The organism is Maridesulfovibrio zosterae DSM 11974 (assembly GCF_000425265.1).
In the GTDB taxonomy this organism is placed as follows: domain Bacteria; phylum Desulfobacterota; class Desulfovibrionia; order Desulfovibrionales; family Desulfovibrionaceae; genus Maridesulfovibrio; species Maridesulfovibrio zosterae.
In genome coordinates, this window is the sequence record NZ_AUDC01000011.1 from 387,791 (window position 1) to 405,175 (window position 17,385).

Annotated in this window: 19 protein-coding genes; 6 read left to right on the forward strand and 13 right to left on the reverse strand. The window is 42.0% G+C overall.

The features are described 5' to 3' along the window. Nucleotides 1-192 precede the first annotated feature (192 nt). Nucleotides 193-1,485: a hypothetical protein gene (locus tag H589_RS0105935; RefSeq protein ID WP_027721180.1), complete on the reverse strand. Its 1,293-nt coding sequence runs from the start codon at nucleotides 1,483-1,485 to the stop codon at nucleotides 193-195. Nucleotides 1,486-1,623: 138 nt separating this feature from the next. On the opposite strand from H589_RS0105935, the gene H589_RS20325 reads away from it, so the two are divergent. From H589_RS20325 to H589_RS0105955, 4 genes are all read left to right on the forward strand, one after another. Continuing rightward, entirely contained in the window at nucleotides 1,624-2,247 is a 624-nt protein-coding gene (locus H589_RS20325; RefSeq protein WP_051249649.1) for a TetR/AcrR family transcriptional regulator, read from the forward strand. Between the two features lie 322 nt (nucleotides 2,248-2,569). Next, nucleotides 2,570-2,764: a hypothetical protein gene (locus tag H589_RS0105945; protein WP_027721181.1), complete on the forward strand. Its 195-nt coding sequence runs from the start codon at nucleotides 2,570-2,572 to the stop codon at nucleotides 2,762-2,764. Nucleotides 2,765-2,767: 3 nt separating this feature from the next. Beyond that, nucleotides 2,768-3,148, forward strand: coding sequence for a hypothetical protein (locus H589_RS0105950; protein ID WP_027721182.1), 381 nt, complete (start codon nucleotides 2,768-2,770; stop codon nucleotides 3,146-3,148). 239 nt (nucleotides 3,149-3,387) lie between these two features. Then, a complete protein-coding gene (locus tag H589_RS0105955) occupies nucleotides 3,388-4,086 on the forward strand; it encodes a hypothetical protein (RefSeq protein WP_027721183.1) in 699 nt (232 codons plus the stop codon). A 453-nt stretch (nucleotides 4,087-4,539) separates the two neighbouring features. On the opposite strand, the gene H589_RS19265 is transcribed toward H589_RS0105955, so the two are convergent. From H589_RS19265 to H589_RS0106015, 12 genes are all read right to left on the reverse strand, one after another. After that, on the reverse strand, nucleotides 4,540-5,166 hold the full coding sequence (locus tag H589_RS19265; RefSeq protein ID WP_051249650.1) for an ABC transporter ATP-binding protein: 627 nt from the start codon (nucleotides 5,164-5,166) through the stop codon (nucleotides 4,540-4,542). Beyond that, complete coding sequence (locus H589_RS0105965) at nucleotides 5,163-5,930, reverse strand: ABC transporter permease (protein ID WP_051249651.1); 768 nt, start codon at nucleotides 5,928-5,930, stop codon at nucleotides 5,163-5,165. Before H589_RS0105965 ends, H589_RS19265 begins: the two co-directional genes overlap by 4 nt. After that, nucleotides 5,927-6,889 carry a substrate-binding domain-containing protein gene (locus H589_RS0105970; RefSeq protein ID WP_156891660.1) on the reverse strand — a complete coding sequence of 321 codons (963 nt, stop codon included), beginning with the start codon at nucleotides 6,887-6,889 and terminating at the stop codon, nucleotides 5,927-5,929. The genes H589_RS0105965 and H589_RS0105970 overlap by 4 nt, the downstream gene beginning before the upstream one ends. Nucleotides 6,890-6,893: 4 nt before the next feature. Beyond that, the gene (locus H589_RS20330; protein ID WP_051249652.1) at nucleotides 6,894-7,931 is read right to left on the reverse strand and encodes a class I SAM-dependent methyltransferase; all 1,038 of its coding nucleotides are present in this window, start codon (nucleotides 7,929-7,931) and stop codon (nucleotides 6,894-6,896) included. A gap of 4 nt (nucleotides 7,932-7,935) precedes the next feature. After that, a complete protein-coding gene (locus tag H589_RS0105980; RefSeq protein WP_027721186.1) occupies nucleotides 7,936-10,017 on the reverse strand; it encodes a TonB-dependent receptor in 2,082 nt (693 codons plus the stop codon). Between the two features lie 121 nt (nucleotides 10,018-10,138). Next, a complete protein-coding gene (locus H589_RS0105985; RefSeq protein WP_027721187.1) occupies nucleotides 10,139-11,125 on the reverse strand; it encodes a helix-turn-helix transcriptional regulator in 987 nt (328 codons plus the stop codon). Nucleotides 11,126-11,315: 190 nt separating this feature from the next. Next, nucleotides 11,316-12,482, reverse strand: a complete 1,167-nt coding sequence (locus H589_RS0105990; protein ID WP_027721188.1) for a tetratricopeptide repeat protein — start codon at nucleotides 12,480-12,482, stop codon at nucleotides 11,316-11,318. After that, the gene (locus H589_RS0105995) at nucleotides 12,479-13,141 is read right to left on the reverse strand and encodes an energy transducer TonB (RefSeq protein ID WP_027721189.1); all 663 of its coding nucleotides are present in this window, start codon (nucleotides 13,139-13,141) and stop codon (nucleotides 12,479-12,481) included. The genes H589_RS0105990 and H589_RS0105995 overlap by 4 nt, the downstream gene beginning before the upstream one ends. Next, nucleotides 13,138-13,548, reverse strand: a complete 411-nt coding sequence (locus tag H589_RS0106000) for an ExbD/TolR family protein (protein ID WP_027721190.1) — start codon at nucleotides 13,546-13,548, stop codon at nucleotides 13,138-13,140. Before H589_RS0106000 ends, H589_RS0105995 begins: the two co-directional genes overlap by 4 nt. Nucleotides 13,549-13,551: 3 nt before the next feature. Further along, nucleotides 13,552-14,181, reverse strand: coding sequence for a MotA/TolQ/ExbB proton channel family protein (locus H589_RS0106005; RefSeq protein ID WP_027721191.1), 630 nt, complete (start codon nucleotides 14,179-14,181; stop codon nucleotides 13,552-13,554). Next, nucleotides 14,168-15,592 (reverse strand): MotA/TolQ/ExbB proton channel family protein, encoded by a 1,425-nt coding sequence (locus H589_RS0106010; protein WP_027721192.1) that lies wholly within the window; start codon nucleotides 15,590-15,592, stop codon nucleotides 14,168-14,170. The genes H589_RS0106005 and H589_RS0106010 overlap by 14 nt, the downstream gene beginning before the upstream one ends. After that, nucleotides 15,589-16,344, reverse strand: a complete 756-nt coding sequence (locus tag H589_RS0106015) for a DUF3450 domain-containing protein (RefSeq protein ID WP_027721193.1) — start codon at nucleotides 16,342-16,344, stop codon at nucleotides 15,589-15,591. The genes H589_RS0106010 and H589_RS0106015 overlap by 4 nt, the downstream gene beginning before the upstream one ends. Nucleotides 16,345-16,691: 347 nt before the next feature. On the opposite strand from H589_RS0106015, the gene H589_RS21220 reads away from it, so the two are divergent. Both H589_RS21220 and H589_RS0106025 read left to right on the forward strand, forming a co-directional pair. Further along, entirely contained in the window at nucleotides 16,692-16,925 is a 234-nt protein-coding gene (locus H589_RS21220; RefSeq protein ID WP_220096094.1) for a DUF6088 family protein, read from the forward strand. Nucleotides 16,926-16,928: 3 nt separating this feature from the next. Further along, nucleotides 16,929-17,309 carry a hypothetical protein gene (locus H589_RS0106025; protein ID WP_156891662.1) on the forward strand — a complete coding sequence of 127 codons (381 nt, stop codon included), beginning with the start codon at nucleotides 16,929-16,931 and terminating at the stop codon, nucleotides 17,307-17,309. Nucleotides 17,310-17,385: the final 76 nt, after the last annotated feature.

The following is a 17,385-nucleotide window of genomic DNA, read 5'->3' on the forward strand; positions in this document are numbered from 1 at the left end:
TCTTTATAAATATCTTCTATATGTAACTATTAATATAAAGTGGAGAGTGAAGCAATCGTTGATGGTCCTGCTATGCATCATTTAGTCTCCTTTTCCATAGCACGCCCCTTATCGTACGGGCAGTATCTGTCCGCACCTGTTCATGATCGTTCATCGTACTTGCCGCCTTATCAGGATTGATGGCTATGCCTATTATCCAAGTATAGAATTACCTAATGCTGTCTGGTCTAGAAAAGCTTTAATGTTAGTAGATTTAATAGCCGCTGACAGGCTTCCGTTACCTGAGCAGAATAGAATCATAACCGAATCCATCATAACTGGAGGACTCAGTTCTTCAGGGCACAGAGGTATGTGAATGAGTAGACGATAATCTGTTCCAAAATTGAGGTCTGCATAACGTTGTGTCCAACTGCTTATAAGAGCAAGCTTGTTGTTCAAACCCGGTGAGCTGTTTGGTTTGGTGGAGGCGGAGAATGTTGCAATTGATTCCCTTATTGCACACGGGCTTGAGTACTCATCTGGGGTGAGTAGAAAGCCGATCTGATAGTTGCCAGCATGGAGCATTCCAAGTTCGGGAGTGCGGTTGCGTGTATTTATTGCCATCGCTCCCATGTCAGCTTTGCTTTTTTTCAGAAACCATGAAGTTATGATATCGTTGGTTGATATCCACGGAACTTTGCTGTCCCCTTTGAATATCTTTTTTTGTTCTGCCACCCACTTCGTGTTAATCTGAAATATGCCACCGTTAAAAGTAACATCGTTTGACAGTATGTCCTGCTCTTCGCCATGTGTCAGGCCTACTTTTTCTCTGGATTCTTTTGTGCTCCATATTGCTTTAGAATCGAGCATCCAATCAAGCTTGCTGTTGGAACTTCGGCTTTCTTGTTTTGGGAACCATATACTCCCGAAAGTGCCACCTGTATTATCTACTATACGTTGGAACGATCTTATTCGTTGAGGAATCATTGATGCAACAGGCTCAGATGGATTCAACATACTATAAATCCTGTAGGCGGTGAATCCGTCTCCAAGGATGTGGCTCATGGAGAATAACACCATAAATCGATTGTCACTTCCTGTGCACAATCTGATTTTACAAAGCGGCTCATCCTTGTTCAAACTGTTGAATCCATGCTTAGTGAAAAGTTTTAACATGGCAGGCGATAGACGTTCTGTATAGGTTTCTGCCAGAATGGAGTCAACAGAGGTTCCGGATTTGCAGATATCTGTTACAGACGCCTGCTCATAAAATGGTGAGAGCTCAGGTTTCACAGGATGATAGAAACAAGGCTTAGATATTTGGTTTTCATTGCTCAGCCTTGATGCCAGCCAGGGATTAGCCGCTAGAACCTGAGAGGCTCGGTTTTGTAGAAAGTCAGACGGAGGTTGTCCCTCGAAAATTGTAACAAATGTAACTGGAGCATCGTACATATTATGGATAATTTCACATTCTTGGAGTGGAATAGATATAAGTTTTTCTTTCATAATTCGTCCGTATGTTTTAAAAAAATTAATATTTGTAGTGTGTTAAAACTAAAAGTTTGATTTCCTTAAAAGAGAATGACATATTCATTTTTATGAAAAGGTCTCATATTCTTTTTTTGCCGTCAAGGAGGTTGGGTAATGGTTCAGATTCTCAAAGAGTCAGTCCGAAAAAATATTTTATTAGCAGCTGAATCGCAGTTCGCAAAATCAGGTTTTAAAAGGGCAACGATAGCAGCTATTGCAAAAAAAGCAGGAGTTGCAACAGGGAATATATACAAATATTATTCAAGCAAAAAAGAGCTTTTCGAGGCTGTTATAACTGAAGAGTTTGTTGATAAGTTTTTGCGATTGACCCGGAACAGAATAGGTGAATTCGAGCAGTCTCAAGGAATTGATCCCTGCCGTGACTATATGGAGAATAGGGCCGGTGAATTGCTTCATTTCTGGATCAAGAATAGACGTAAGACTGTAATTCTTTTGGCTCATGCAGAAGGTACACGGTATGAGGATTTTGTACGGATTTACATACAGGATATGAAAGAGCTTGCTATTGCACAGGTTCGCAGACAACATCCTCAAATAAAAATGACAGATATGTTACTATTCCTGCTTGAGAAGGCTCTTACAGATTCTGTAAGAGGTATTGTATTAACTCTCGAGCATTTTGACGATGAAGAATCCATTTTGGAAGCTTTTGGTGCTGGTACTGCTTTTCAGCTAGGTGGGCTGCTAGCTTTATTTGAATGGGCCAGCAAACGATAAGAACAGTATATATACTTGATACTATTGTTGTTATTTAATATGTTAGCTGTAGTTTATATTTAATATTGCGATCAGTTGAATAGATTAACCAAGCAATTGAACAATCTCTACAAGTGTGCAGTTTTGCGACCAAACCCATGCTGTTGCAGAAATGCACAAAACTTGTAACCAAACACACGAACAGGGCTGTGAGGGCCCCCACAGCTCTATAGAAAACAATAAACCGTCAATTCATTTCAGGACGGCTTAGTTGAAGAAATAAAACTAAAAAAAATGATGAACCCAAAATAATTTTTACTGTTTTCATGAGTTCGTTAAGGGTTTGCATTCAATAGAATGCAAACCCTTTTTTGGACAAATCAGCCCTTCTGATGAGGAACTGATTTCTTTCCTGACACGCAAAGGCGACAAAATCACCGGAATCCTCACCGGGCAGTCAGTATATTTCAAGCTCCAGATAGCCACGCAGGTTCCTAACACCCTGACCATTGCGAGTATCACTCCCAGAAAAAAGTAAACTGTGGGGAAACTGCAAGTCCAATTCGTGCGCAGCTATGTTTCATCAATAGATAAAGAAGACATCCCACTGATAGAGCTTCTCGAAGCTCTAAGGTTCATCAAGAAAGCTCAGGATTGTACACCGGACGAAATTATTGCTGCTGTCGGTAAAAGGATGGAAGACCTTACAAAAGACGAATTGAAAAGACTTGTTCAGTTTGCGAAAGCATACCCGCCTATGGTGCGAACCCTTTGTGGAAGTCTTTGCGAAAACATTCCTGAAGGCTTAGCTAAACCCTTTCTCATCGAGTCATTGCGCGCGACTTTGAATCCATGTACGAAATACAAATTGCCAATATCTGAAACGATTCTGAAAAATAAAAAGGCATGGGGTATAGTTTAAGTGCCCTTCTAGGGCATGCTTCAATGAAGATGACAGCAGACGTATACTGTCATGCTCAACGAAGCGAGAAGCAGCGCGCAGTGAGTTTATTGCCGGAATTGTAACGTATTTTGACTGATCGATTAGTTTTAGATTACGAAGGCCAGTCCTGTTGTGGGGCTGGTCTTTTTGTTTGGTTAATAATAGGATAGTAAAATATTAAACTTCTTAAGACTTCGCGGTAGCTCTAAGGACTTGTTATGTCTATCAACAAAGAACTCGAAAATTTGTATAAAACCCACTGGCTACATTTACAACAAAAACTACTAGCCCTCAGCGTGAACCAATATACCAATCCATTTCTATTATCGTTTAACGAAACATTACTAGCACAAGCCGATTTAAGAGTAATGATTTTCGGACAAGAAACTAAGGGGTGGGGGGATGAACTACTTCCCCCCCCAGTCGACATTATGACTATATATAATAAATTTTTCTGCCAACAAGAATTTTATAAAGGATATGGGCGCAGTTCATTCTGGAAAGCTTTCAGATACTTCAAAAAGCAACTAACAGAAAAAATACCTCGGAAAAAATCAATATATTTTAGCTGGAATAACATCAACAAAATAGGGAGACCACTAGGCAAAACAGGAGTTGATGCCGAAGTTCGTAATATTGAACGAAAGACATTTTCGGTGATAGCAGCAGAAGTGAATCTGTTCACCCCAGATATTGTCATCTTTTTAACTGGTCCGCATCGAGACAAGGATATCCGGCACCACTTTAAAAACGTTCAATTTACCCCTATAACGACTGACTTTCCTACCAGAGCAATAGCAAGAGTAAGTTCGGATACATTGCCCACAAAAACTATTCGCATGTACCATCCATCATATTTTGGTGGATTTTATAAAGTTCGAGACCATGGGTTAAGTGAACTGATCAGACATATTTAATGCAAATTATACAAAACAATGGTTTTCGCAAACACTAGAGTCCAGACCTTGACTATCAATATCAATTATCAAAATTATCAAAACTCAAAGAAGCTTACAAAACGGGTAAAGGCGACTTCTCGCTTTCGGCAAAACGGAAAAAAGACCAGAATAAATACCTGCAAGAACAAGAAGAGATAAAAACAAAATAAAAAGCGTTTATTACCTTCTCTGATTTCTGGGAACAAAGTTACTGGCCAACGCAAAACTATAAGTCTGTCGGATCTCTCAGAGCTGAATCAGCACTTTATAGAAACTGGATATGCTCAAAGATAGGCAAAGTTCAGCTTATTAGGCTCAAAGCTAAAGATGTTGAAAAAGTTTCATCCGAGATGTTTGCAAAAGACAGGAGTATAGCATCTGTCAACTATGCTTTAACCGTGTTGTTTATCCTTGTCTAATCTTTTTTAGGTATCAGTTTAAAACTTCTTCATCGGCTTTACGGGTTAAGTGAAGAGTTCTGTTTGTTCTATCCAAAAGTTCAGAATGATCATGTGTCACTTGTATTACGGCTGTCTGGTTAGTATCTAAGGAAGATTCTAAAAGAGACCGCATAGTGTTCTTGAGTTTTTTGTCTAAGCCTGTGAAAGGTTCGTCCAATAGTAAAATCTTTGGATTGATCGCAAGGGCTCTGGCAATTGAAACACGTTGGCACATGCCTCCTGAGAGTTGATGGGGAAGCATTCCTTCGAATTTAGAAAGTTCCATACATTTAAGGAAATAGCGTGAGCGGTCTAACGCTTCATGTTTCTCTACTCCTAAGGCTCGTAGCGGCAGAGCAACGTTATTTAACGTTGTATCCCAAGGCAGCAGGCGCGCTTCTTGGAATACGTATCCTATGTGAGATGTTCCTATCTCTACGCTTCCGGAATCTGTTTTTTCCAGACCGGCTATTATGCGTAGTATGGTAGATTTTCCGATACCGCTGGGGCCGAGTAGCGCCAAAACTTCTCCATGCTTAACGTCCAAGTTAAATCCCGAAAGAATTGTGTAATTTCCGAATTTTTTATGGATATCTGTTAATTTAATAATGGAGTTCATGTCTGCCTCCTTTCTATCGCTTTGCGAGCAGGACGCAGAAGAAGAACTTCAACCCCTCCTATTACCAGCATTGCTAATATTGTCAGTGCATAGAGATCATCTGTCTGAAGATTGGTGCGGGATATGGCCAAAGCGTGCCCGATACCTTCATTGGTTCCGAACATTTCAGCTAGTACTACCAGCCGGATGCAGTTGCCCGTGGCTATAACCACTGAGGATAAAAGCGGACTTGCTAAAGCCATGGCGTAAATTCTAGTCAAACGCATATGTAATGGCATGCGGTAGACTTTAGCCATTTCCATAAGACTGCTGTCTACGCTCCTCATGCTGTCGGCCACGTTTACGTATACGATAGGAGCTATCATGGTAGAAGTAATGCTCACCACCATAGTTGTTCCCATGCCGAACCAAAGCATAAAAACAACCACAACAATTATGGCTGGGATGCTTGTAAGAATCCAACGGATTGGCGCGAGCATCAGCCGTAAAGGTTCCATCAAACCAGCCAGAACGCCCAGAACAGCTCCACTGCCAATTCCAATCACCAGAGCCAAAATGATACGTTTTAGAGTAGGAACCAGATGCATAATCAGGAATGTTTTATTCCCTAACAGCTTAAATAATGCGGCTAAAGTTTCTACAGGCGCCGCCACCACCAGTCCCGAGTAATTACGGGCAAGTACTTCCCAGCCTAAAAGGAGCATCATAAGCCCGAGAAGATTGAAAACATAAGGGGGCAGCTTATCAATACGTGATTCAATCATTGACCAACCTCAAACAGATCACTTTTCGGCATGGTTCCTCCGATAGCGGCAGGTGATATGTCATTGATTCTGGCTAGAAAGAATAAAGCATTGTCTTGCGCTTTTTTGCCACTTAAAGTGTGAATGTTGATTTCTTTAACTGCCCCTGAATTTAGTTGCGCTGCAAGGGCAGGGAATTTCTGTTGCGTAAGGGCTAGAGCTTTGGATGGATTTTCACGTACCCATTTACATGCCTGTTTATGAGCTTTGCGAAAGTTTTGTATTAGTTCAGAGCTGTCAGACTTTTCTCCGAAAAAAGTCATGCTAGTTGCCGCCAAGCTATGACCCGGGAAAGCTCGCGACCAAGCCTTACACATGCTTACCCGTCTAACCAATAACGGAGCGCCTTTGGCATGTTTAGCTATGGACCGTGACATCGCTACGGATACAGTCGGCTCACTGAGCATTGCATGGTCACCCTTACCGGCGAGTAAAAGATTAACAGCTTCCAAGGCTCCGCTCGTGTGCCTAATTGATAGGTTGTTAGCTTTGTTACCTGTGGTGGCTTTGAAGAAAAGTTCCGGCATTTCCCCCGGGCCGAATGGGAACAGCAGTGTTCCTTCAAGAGACTCCAGTGTGTCAGGACCAGACCTTACTGATACAATCCAAACCGGAGATTCATAGAGCAGAGCTATTCGTCCATGAATCCCCCTGTTGAGCAAGGTGCTGGCAGCAGCAGTCGTGATTATTGCTGCGTCTATTTGCCTGCCTACGATCATGGCCCGAAGCATGTCGGGTGAATGCCATGGTATGAATTTTACTTCAAAAGCCTGTTCCCATGCCCTCTCCTGTTGAGACATGGCAATAAGGGGAACAGTTTCAGCAATAGGCGGTCCTGAAAATATCAGGGAGGGTAGGTCCTTGCACTGAGCTGGTCCGGTAAAGGAGATGAATAGTGCTATCAATAGTAATATTTTCATATTTTTATCTATTTTTACGGGCAATGACCAATTCCGCCGGGCCCAAAGGCATGTTCATAGTTTTGGTTTCTACTGTAGCGAATCCAGCTCCAGGTAAATATGAAGCGATCTCTCCCTGTTCAAAGGAAACATCTTGTCCTTCGAGGGCAAGAGAAAGACGGGACAAGACAATATCCGGTGGTTGGGTCCGTTCGCAGGTGAGCCCTTCGTGGAGGCTGATGAAGACTCCTCCCGGATTGAGGGCGTTATGTATGCGTGAGAACATGGATTCAAGATCTTTCGCATAATAAAGAGTTTGGCTGGCCCATATCAGATCGTAACCTGTACCGAAATTAACTTCATTATAGTCTCCGGGAATCGTGGTTATTCGCGATTCAAGCCCTGCTGCAGTTATTTCTTCGCGTGCAACCTCCATAATTGGAGGCATATCGCACAGGGTTCCTTCCATAAAAGGATGGTTTGAAACTACTGCCATGCACATGATGCCGGGGCCGCAGCCGAGGTCCAGCATGCGTCGCATGCTCGGGTATTCCGGCAGAGATGAAATTAAGGCGGACGTTCTTTTTGCCATATCTGCTTTTTGATAGCAGGCTAAATGGCGAACGGAATTTTTCCACTTTTCTTCACTGTCTAATTTATTCTTATTTTTAATTTCCGGAGGACCTTGAAGTATTAAGGCCGGGATACGAAGAAGGTTATGGTGTTGCATGCGGGAAATGTTTTTGACCATACCTCCAAGATAAGTTGGGCTTTTTTTCAGCAAGAAAGATTTTGAAAAAGGCGTATTGGTGTATGTTCCATTTCTTTTTTCAGCAAATCCCAAGGCCGTCATGGCGTCTAGAAAGTAAATAAGATTGGTTTCATCAGTCTCCACTTCCAATTTTTCGGCAATAACTTTGGGATCATGAATTTTATCCAGTATATCCGTCAGTTCCATCTCAATGACAGTTTCCAATACGGCCATACGGGCTGGACTAACCATTAATTCAAAAAGCAAGTCCGATTTCAGGGGTTGTGTTAAGGCGTTAATCTGTTGTGTCATGTTCTTAAAAACTCCAGTTGAGGGTTACACCGTATGTTGTGGGAGCGCCGTCTTCGACCATGGCCTGCCCTGTTCCGCTGGCTACCTTTTTAACAGCATAGGGAGTGTCAAAAATATTTTCGGACCATATGGAAACCTCTAAGTCACCTGTCTTATAGCCTAAGCGCAGGTTTACAGTTTGGTAAGCATCTCCTTTAAGGTCATTGGCTGCGTCAAAATACTGCTCGCCTGTACCTAAGAGGTCGGCAACAGCAAAGAAGCCGCTTGAGTGATTGTATTGAACGTCAAGGTTATATGTATATTCCGGAGCCCAAGGCAATTTTTTGCCACTGTAGTCTACGTTTTTTTTGCCTACTGTGGTTTCCCAGTTATCAATTTCAGAGTCGGCATATCCAAAACCGGCAATAAACTGTAATTCAGGGATTGGTTTATATCTTCCCTCCAGTTCAATTCCTTGAGTATGAGCTTCGGCAGCATTGCTGAATTTCCATGCTCCAACTCCTCCGCCGGCTACAGATTCTCGAACCTGCTTGTCGGTAATATCTGTATAGAAACCAGTAAGATTAAAGGTTAACTTATTTTCAAACCAGTTCGTTTTGATGCCGGCTTCGTAATTAAGCGTATGCTCTGCATCATAAGCAAAGCTGTCAGCGTCTGTGGCTGAATAGAAGTTAAATCCTCCAGCTAAAAATCCTGTAGAGACTGTGGTATATGCTGTGACATGGGAGTTAAAATCATAGGCTATAGACCCCATGGGTAGAAACTCTGTGTCATCAACGGGTTCTTTATAAGAGGTAGGGCCTGTATTTGGGGTGTAGGTCTGTTTACCTGTGTTATAAGACATATCCAACCGTGTACCACCTGTGAGGCGTAGGCCGTTTATTATTTCGTAAGTGGCCTGACCAAAAAGTGCGTATTCTGTACCTTCACTGTTACCTATCCGCATGGAACTTAGAGCGGGCTTTACGTTGGTAAAGTCGATTCCGGCATCAATATTTTCGTAACTTCCGTCAAAACCCACCAGCCAGCTCAGGTCGCTTTTACCCTTGGAAGCAAGACGTATTTCTTGATTCCAACTATCCATGTCCATATTCAGGTCCGAATATGACAGAGCTTTTGCGGTTCTATCACTGTCTAAATGGTGTTCCCGGGCAAACGTGCGATGACTGGTGATGGAGGTTAATTCCATGTTTGACCATGAGCGTTTGATTTTTGCAGATTGGCCGATTTCGTCTTCCGTTGCTCTATCACTTTCGTTACTGGTTACCTTGAAACGATCAGTCGCACTCGGTCCTTCCATGTATCGCAGAGCACTGATTCCAAGATCACGCCTTGCCCCATCCAGATTAAATGAAATGTCCCAGTCCTCAGTCGGGGTCCAACGCATGGTACCGCGCCCGTTGAAGGTTTTTCTTCCATTAACGTCGTCGTCATTTGTTAGAATATTTGTGTTGTATCCTCTGGTCGTTAAACCCTGTAGAGATATACCGTAGTAGAGCTTATCTTCAGTAACAGGTCCGCTGGCACTGAGTCCTAAGCGGGCTGTATAAAAGTTGCCTAATTCTAGTAACACCTTCTTTCGTTTTTCATTATCAGGTTGCTTAAGAACTATATTGATAACACCTGATTCACTGTTTCTTCCATATAGTGTGGCTTGCGGTCCGCGCAGAATTTCTACTCGATCAACGTCAAATAGGTCTTGATTGGTCATATAGCCTATCGGATAGGGCACATCATCTACATAAAGCCCCATAGGACTGAATAGAGACGTATCAATAGTGGAGATTCCTCGGCAGACAATTGACCCCCCAGAACTGGTGTTCTTTATATAAACGTTTGGTGCAAAGCGTGTTAGGTCATCAAGTGTATCTATTCCCCGTGTTTCTATGAACATATTGTCCATTACCGAAATATTACCCGGAAAATCTTTTGTTGTACCCTCACGCTTGGAAGCGGAAACAGTAACGGCTTCCATTGTTACAGTTTTTTGCTTGTCATCAGAAGAAGGTTCGTCAGCCGCTAAAACAGGATGCGAAAAAAGGAGACTTAATGTGAATGCAAGAATAAAAATTTTGCTTTGTTTCATTGTGTTCGACCCTTTGAATATCAGTTATTTGTTTGAAATTGATAATCATGGTCAATACATTTGTAGAGTGGAAGCGGCTAATCTTGTCAGGGCGAAAATTGCCGATGTTAGGACTTTTTGCTTATGGAGTTAGCAAAAGACGCTGGCTGGTTAGGAAATCTTTGGGTAAAATACCAAAACGTTTTTTAAAAGCTTGGCTGAAATGACTTAAGCTCAAGTAGCCCACTGTGTAAGCAACTTCAGTTACGTTATGATTCCCCTGCTGTAAAAGGTCATGCGCTTTTTGCATTCTGTATTCTCTGAAGTAACCGAAAACAGATGTGTCGTAGACTTGACGAAAGCCGATCTTTAATTTTTTTTCATTAATACCTATATGATTTGCAAGTTCGTGTAAGCTTGGCGGATTTTCCAAATCCCTAACTAAAATTTTGCTGGCACTGCGGATGCGTTCAACGTCTTCTGGGCTTAAAGGCTGCACTCTTGGGCATATGCTGGTTTCGGACCTTATATAATCCTGAAGTTGTATAGCTAGAAGATCCATAACTCTTCCTTCTATAAACAATTTGCGAACTCCGCCCGTATGTGGGCATTCCAAAATTTGAGTCAGCAGATGTTGCTTGGTTGGATTACAATCTCCAAACCAGTGCATAGGATTATTTCTACAACCTTCAAGAGTCCTTTGAAAAGATCGAGGTAATATATCCATGCTGTCCATAAAATAATCACGAAGAAATTTCGGTGAAACAATTATGCCTAAGACGCAAGACGATTCCTCTTTAGAACGTTCGATAATTCCACAAGTTTTTGGAAGATAGAATATACCGTTAGATCCAGTTTGCATCTCGTCTTTTTGATTGCGCAGTGTTCCACCGGAGAAGGTACATCTATTTTTACCGGAATAGGTAAACCCGAACTGTATAGGTGCATCATCTCTGTCAAAGGGAACTTTAAGAAGGCATTGAGTTGTTGTTCTTGAGATGGTCAGCGTAAGGCCTGGCCGGAGTGAAATATTCTTGAAATATTTAGACCCCAAAATTCCACTTTCTGCCGAAAATTGAAGTGTGGTGCATTGTTGAGCTGTTTTGGTCGGAGGAATAGCTGATTTCACTTAAAATATCCAAAGATTATAATGTTAATATGGTTCAGCATATAATTAAATAGAGAATGATTGTCAATCTCAATATAATAATGGAGCCATTAATTTATATTAAAATTGTATAAGCTGAGATTATGCGGCTAAAGAAATCCCAATCTGTAATTTTGAGATCTCTTTATTTGGAAGTGCTGAATTAGAAGTGTTATTTGTTAATTTCACTTCGGGCAGCCTCAAGGTCATTAAGGACAACAAGATACCTGCTGGCTTTGATTCTAAAATCTTTTAATGCGGCAATACTATTAAGCTCCTCCTTAGCTTGTTTCCAATCTTTTTGTTCCCAAGCGCATAAAGCTAAGAAAAAGCGAGCCTCAGGCTCGTCTTTAGTTTTTAGTATCTGCTTAAAAACGGTTCCGGCTTCAGTGAATTGTCTGGCTCGGAAGAGAAGCTTTCCTTTTTCCATCGCAACTGAACTAGTTCCTGCATGTTTATTTAGATAGTCTATAGCTTGTTTAACTCGTCCTGCTGAAGCCAAAAGAGCGGCAACCTTAATAGATTGAGCTGGCTTAGGAAAATTTCCGTAGGCTCTTTGCAGCGTAGTTGCTGCTAATAACGGAGCTTCCTGATAACTATATAAGGAAGCCAAACTTTCAAGTTCATATTTGGATGGAGTTGTTAAACTATAGCATATTTCCAGGGCCGCTCCTGCTTCGAAGAATTTTTCGCGATCCATGTTGAGCTTGGCAAGCAGTTTCCAGTAGTCTGCTTCTTGTGGATTCTGGTTCAAATAGCGTAGCAATATTGACTTTGCCTGCTTAGGTTGCTTGGAGTCAATGAGAGCATGAATCGTCAATCTGATCCATTCCCTTCGGGGATTTTGATTTTTTGCCAATAAATATTTTAAAACTCGAGCTGATTCATGGAATTTTTCTCCTTGGTAATAAGCAGAACCCGCCTGAAAAAGTAATTCCGGTTTAGCTGGATTTTGTAGAGAGTATGCTTTTTCAAAGTGATTTGCAGCTGCGGCATAATGTCCAAGCTCGTAAAGGGCTACTCCGGTGTTCAAACACAGAAATTCATTATTGGAAAAGGTTGCATGACCTATGCTAAAAACCTGTAGAGCCTGCTTCTTTTTTCCTGATTGATATAACGTATCTCCCAACATTAAATATGTTTTTGCATTAACCACTTCCTGAGTGGAGTTCATAAAGTTCTTAATTACTGTTTCTGCTTCAGTGAACTTTTTTTCGTGCATAAGAAGTTGTGCTTTGTATAAAGTCTGGCGTTCTTCTGGAGATAATTTTGCTAAGCATAACCCCGTCAACATCAGGTAAAATGCCAGTGTCCCCACAAAAATAAATATTCGTTTCATTGTGTCATCTCGAAGTTGAAAGGTAGCAGTACCCATGTGTCTACCGCACGGCCCTTGTATTGCCCGGGCCGAAATCTCCAACGTTTAGCGGCGCTGATTGCCGTTTTTTCAAATATTCCTGATGGAGTGGCGGAATGAATAGAAACTTCGGAAGGAATTCCGTCTTTAGTAACCAGCATGCGCACCACCACTTTTCCTTCTATGCTGTTGCGTTTTGCATTGTATGGGTATTTAGGAGGATAACTGCGTAGTGGTTGGGGAAGATCATCAACCTCATCCATGTTGAAGCCTATCCCTTCGATTTTACTTACAGGCATAGATATTCCACCTTTAAAAGCGGGGTTTACGTCTGCGCTGAAGGTCGGAAGGCTGAGATTTACTATGGGCTTCACGTGTTTAGGTTTTGACTTAGCTGAGAATGTTTTCGGTAGCCGTTCAGGAGGCTTTACTTCCTTAAGCTTCTTACGCTGTAACTCTTTTTTAGGGATAATTTCTTGAGGCAGGGCAATGCGGATAGCTCCTTCTATTATTGAGAATTCACTTGGCTGCTCTGCATCATTTAGCAATAATACTCCGATGTAAATAAGCCCGACAATCATGATCGATGCCATGCTGGCAGCGACAAAATCACTTGAATTCTTGTGTCTAAAAAATATCATTGTTTTTTGGCCGCGATACTAATGTTTTTTACACCTGCTAAACGGCACTGGTCTAGTACCTGGACGGTCGCTCCGGTCATGCTCTGTTTGTCGGCTACAATGACCACAGCCCCTTCAGGCGTTTCTGCCAGAAAACGTTCCATGTAAGCCCGCACCGATCGAATATCTAAAGGCCTACCTTCTACGAATATTTGCCCTTGAGCTGTGAGTCCTAATATTACGTTTGCTTTTTCTTTGGTTTCAGCCGTCTGAGCCGAAGGCCTCTGAACGTCAACACCGGCTTCACGGACAAAACTGGTGGTTACAATAAAGAAGATGAGCAGGATGAATACTATGTCGATGAGCGGAGTCATGTTGATTTCACTCTTGCGGGTTCGACTTCCACGCATGTAACGAATACTTTTCATTAGCTACTCTCCGTAAGACCGAGTGTCGTCGGTTTGTTCCTGTAGGCCGATGCAGAACAATTTCATGCGGGATTTAAGCTTTTCTGATCTATGAAAAAGAATAGTACCCATGATCAATCCTGGTACTGCTACGATTAACCCGCTTTGCGTTGTTAGTAATGCTTCAGCTATACCTGATGCGAGTGCACGAGCATTGCCTGTGCCAAACTGAGAAATGACGTCAAATGTTGCAATCATGCCTGTTACCGTACCCAACAAGCCTAGTAGTGGTGCTATAGCCGCCAATATTAGAATTGTGCCGATGTAGCGTACAGTCTGCGACTCTTGCCGCATGCGAATTGACTCCAATATTTCCCTGTTTAATTCTGAATCTTCACAGCGTTCGGCCATGTATCTGGAAAGAATGTCCCATTGCCATTTAGCCAGCCCTGTTTCGCACATGTTTGATTTTTTCTTAAAAGTTCTTAAGCATTGCTCAGGACTACATTCTTTTCGCCGCTCTCGCATAAGGCGTATCCCTTTAACAATAGCTAGGGTCCATATTGCCAGAGAGAGCATTAACAACGGAATCATGATTTCTCCACCAGCTTGAAAAAGATCAGCAATGCGCTCAATGAGATCACGCCACTGCATCGAACTCCTCCCGTTGTTTGATTTGTCCTTTTTTCATGAGGGCCACGGCAAAGCCGGTACCCTTTTCTTCCATGTCACCAATTATCTTATCAACTCTTCGTTCAAGTATATGATGCAAGATCATTATTGGAACAGCCACGGCCAACCCTAACTGTGTGGTGACTAAAGCTTCTGATATCCCTCCGGACATCATGCGCGGGTCGCCCGTGCCGTAAAGAGTAATAATTTGGAAGGTGTTAATCATTCCTGTAACAGTGCCTAATAATCCCAGCAGAGGTGCAACTGCGGCCAGTACGCTTAAAGTGGGTAAAAAACGTTCCAGCAAAGGGAGTTCTTTAAGTAATCCTTCTTGAAAAGCATTTTCGATAATTTCTCGTGTGTTTCCCACATATTTTAGAGTATGAGCAATAATTCGGCATGTCGGGAATCGGGATTGTGTACTGCAAAAGTCACGGCATTGTTTCCACTTTCCCTGAGAAACCATCTTTATTATTTTTTCCATGTTGCGGTCTGAGTTGCTACGTATTTTGCACAGTGTATAGAACCGTTCTACGCATAAGATTATGGCTAGAACCCCGACTAAAATGATAGGCCAGACCAGTAATCCTCCTGCATTCAGCCACTCCAATAAACTTTTTTGGTTTTGGGCAAGTCTGGCTAGGGCTGCGCCGTTCGAAATATCAACCGGAAAGTTTTTGCCTTTACCTTCAAAGAAGTCATTCATGGTTGTAGACAAAGACCACCCAGGTTCACCTTTAACAGCCGCGAGCTTGTTGCCTTTGCTGGTAGGGCGTAGAAAGCCCAATGTTCCCTCATCAAGGCGGTAGGCTGCTGTAAATGTACCTATTCTGACCAGTTCGCCTGTTTTGTTTGTGCCATCCGTTCCTATAAATGATCCGGTGCGATGAATGACTTTCCCAGAGGAAGTCATTTCTTCCATATATAAAGTAAGTAGTTTTTGAATACCCTCCAACCCAGGAAAGTTCTTGGATTGAAGCATTTCGCTTAGCACCATAGTTCGCTCAGGATACTCTGGAGTCGTCAGGCTTTCATGGAAATATTCCCTAGCCTGTTTTGCTGAGGTGCGTATGGTCCCGTCAATAGTCTTGAGTTCTTGTGCTTGTGCAGCTAATTCTTCATTGAGAGTTTTTTCTTGTTTAAGCAATAGATTGTAGTGTTTTTTAAAAGTAGCAAACTGTTGCTGCTTAAGGCTAATTGCTTTTTTTAGTGTTGCTTTTTCTACTCCGAGTTCTTTTTGTTCATTTGCAATTAATGCTTGAGTTTTGGCAGCATTATATTTTGCTGCACTTGCCACGGTATTTACAGCCTGCCGAGTCTGTGACCACTCTTGGGCCTGAGCACCAACAGAGAAAAGTAACAATACTAAAATGGTTAGTGTGAGATATTTCATTGAGCAACTCCAATAGGAAGGTCGAGTAACTCGACCGCACGTTTTTTATCTGCCATTTCTTCAGCATGATGCAGAGTTAGAGAGTAGGAATTGTTTAACGGTTTCCATGAGTTAGTATTATTATCCCATACTCCGGTCTCAGATCCGTCCATTGTCTGATAAAACATGGCTACACGGCCTAATCGGAAAATAGATACTTGGGTTGGCTCACCATTAATCTCTAATTGCTGTTTGGTTGTTGATATGTTTCGCCCGTACTCAGTCTCCACCTGTAAGGCTTCGAGCACCCGGCGTAGTTTTTCACTAAGTTCAAGGTTATAATCGTCTAAGGAGTCATGTAAAAATTGAATACGATTATTCCGTTCTTCAGTCAGGAAAGGGAGATCGTTTTTAGTAAAATTACCCAAACTATTCACTACGGTTTCCAAGAATGGCTCAAGCTCTATTTTGATGCGTTTTGCCTCTTCCTTACGTCGTTTTAATTCCGCAATGACTTCTTCCTGTTTTTTTATGTACTTGGTGTGTTTTTTATTTTGATATTCGAGCCAAGAATCCATCGCCTTCATATCCCGTATTTCTGAAGCAATCTCTTCTTTACGCTCAGCCCATTGCTGATATTTTTTTTGAGATTCAGCTTCCACCTGTACGGCTTTAGTTGCAATTGCATGGACTTCTTTGGCAGAGGGGGTTGCGGCTACAGGAAGCGCTATCAGTAACAATATCACTACGTGAGTAGGGATTATTTTAAGCATATAAACTCCTTACAAAAAACTATAGAATCGGTGCGATAATTCTAAAACAGTTGTGAATAATAGAAGTAGTTTTGCAAGCTCGCTATCCCAGTAGGGACTATTTTTAATCGATTGTGAAATTCATTATCACATAAATTAACCTAACTGTTCAAGACTTAACAGGAACCAAAGAAACTCAACACCATTTAGCATAACTCAACTAAAACTAACGAAAAAAAAGATGGAAACACAGATAATAATTAAATAATTACATAGAATCGCTACCACCGGGAAAAATCATCACTTATCAGGACTTTAGAGACTTGCAGAAAAGTAAGCCGCAAGCTCTAGCGAAGGCTTAGGAACGCCTGGTCAAAAAGCAAGTTCTTATCCGGCAAGCTAAAGGGACTTTCTACCGCCCCAAGGAAACCATTTTTGGGGAGGTCAGCCCTTCTGATGAGGAACTGATTTCTTTCCTGACACGCAAAGGCGACAAAATCACCGGAATCCTCACCGGGCAGTCCGTATACCTCAAACTCCAGATAGCCACGCAGGTTCCTAGTACCCTGACCATTGCGAGTATCACTCCCAGAAAAAAGTAAACTGTGGGGAAACAGCAAGTCCAATTCGTGCGCAGCTATGTTTCATCGATAGAAAAAGAAGACATCCCACTGATAGAGCTTCTCGAAGCTCTAAGGTTCATAAAGAAAGCTCAGGATTGTACACCGGACGAAATTATTGCTGCTGTCGGTAAAAGGATGGAAGACCTTACAAAAGACGAATTGAAAAGACTTGTTCAGTTTGCGAAAGCATACCCGCCTATGGTGCGAACCCTTTGTGGAAGTCTTTGCGAAAACATTCCTGAAGGCTTAGCTAAACCCTTTCTCATCGAGTCATTGCGCGCGACTTTGAATCCATGTACGAAATACAAATTGCCAATATCTGAAACGATTCTGAAAAATAAAAAGGCATGGGGTATAGTATAAGTGCGCTATTAGGGCATTCTTCAACGAAGATGACAGCAGACGTATACTGCCATTCCCAGAAGAGTGAGAAGAAACG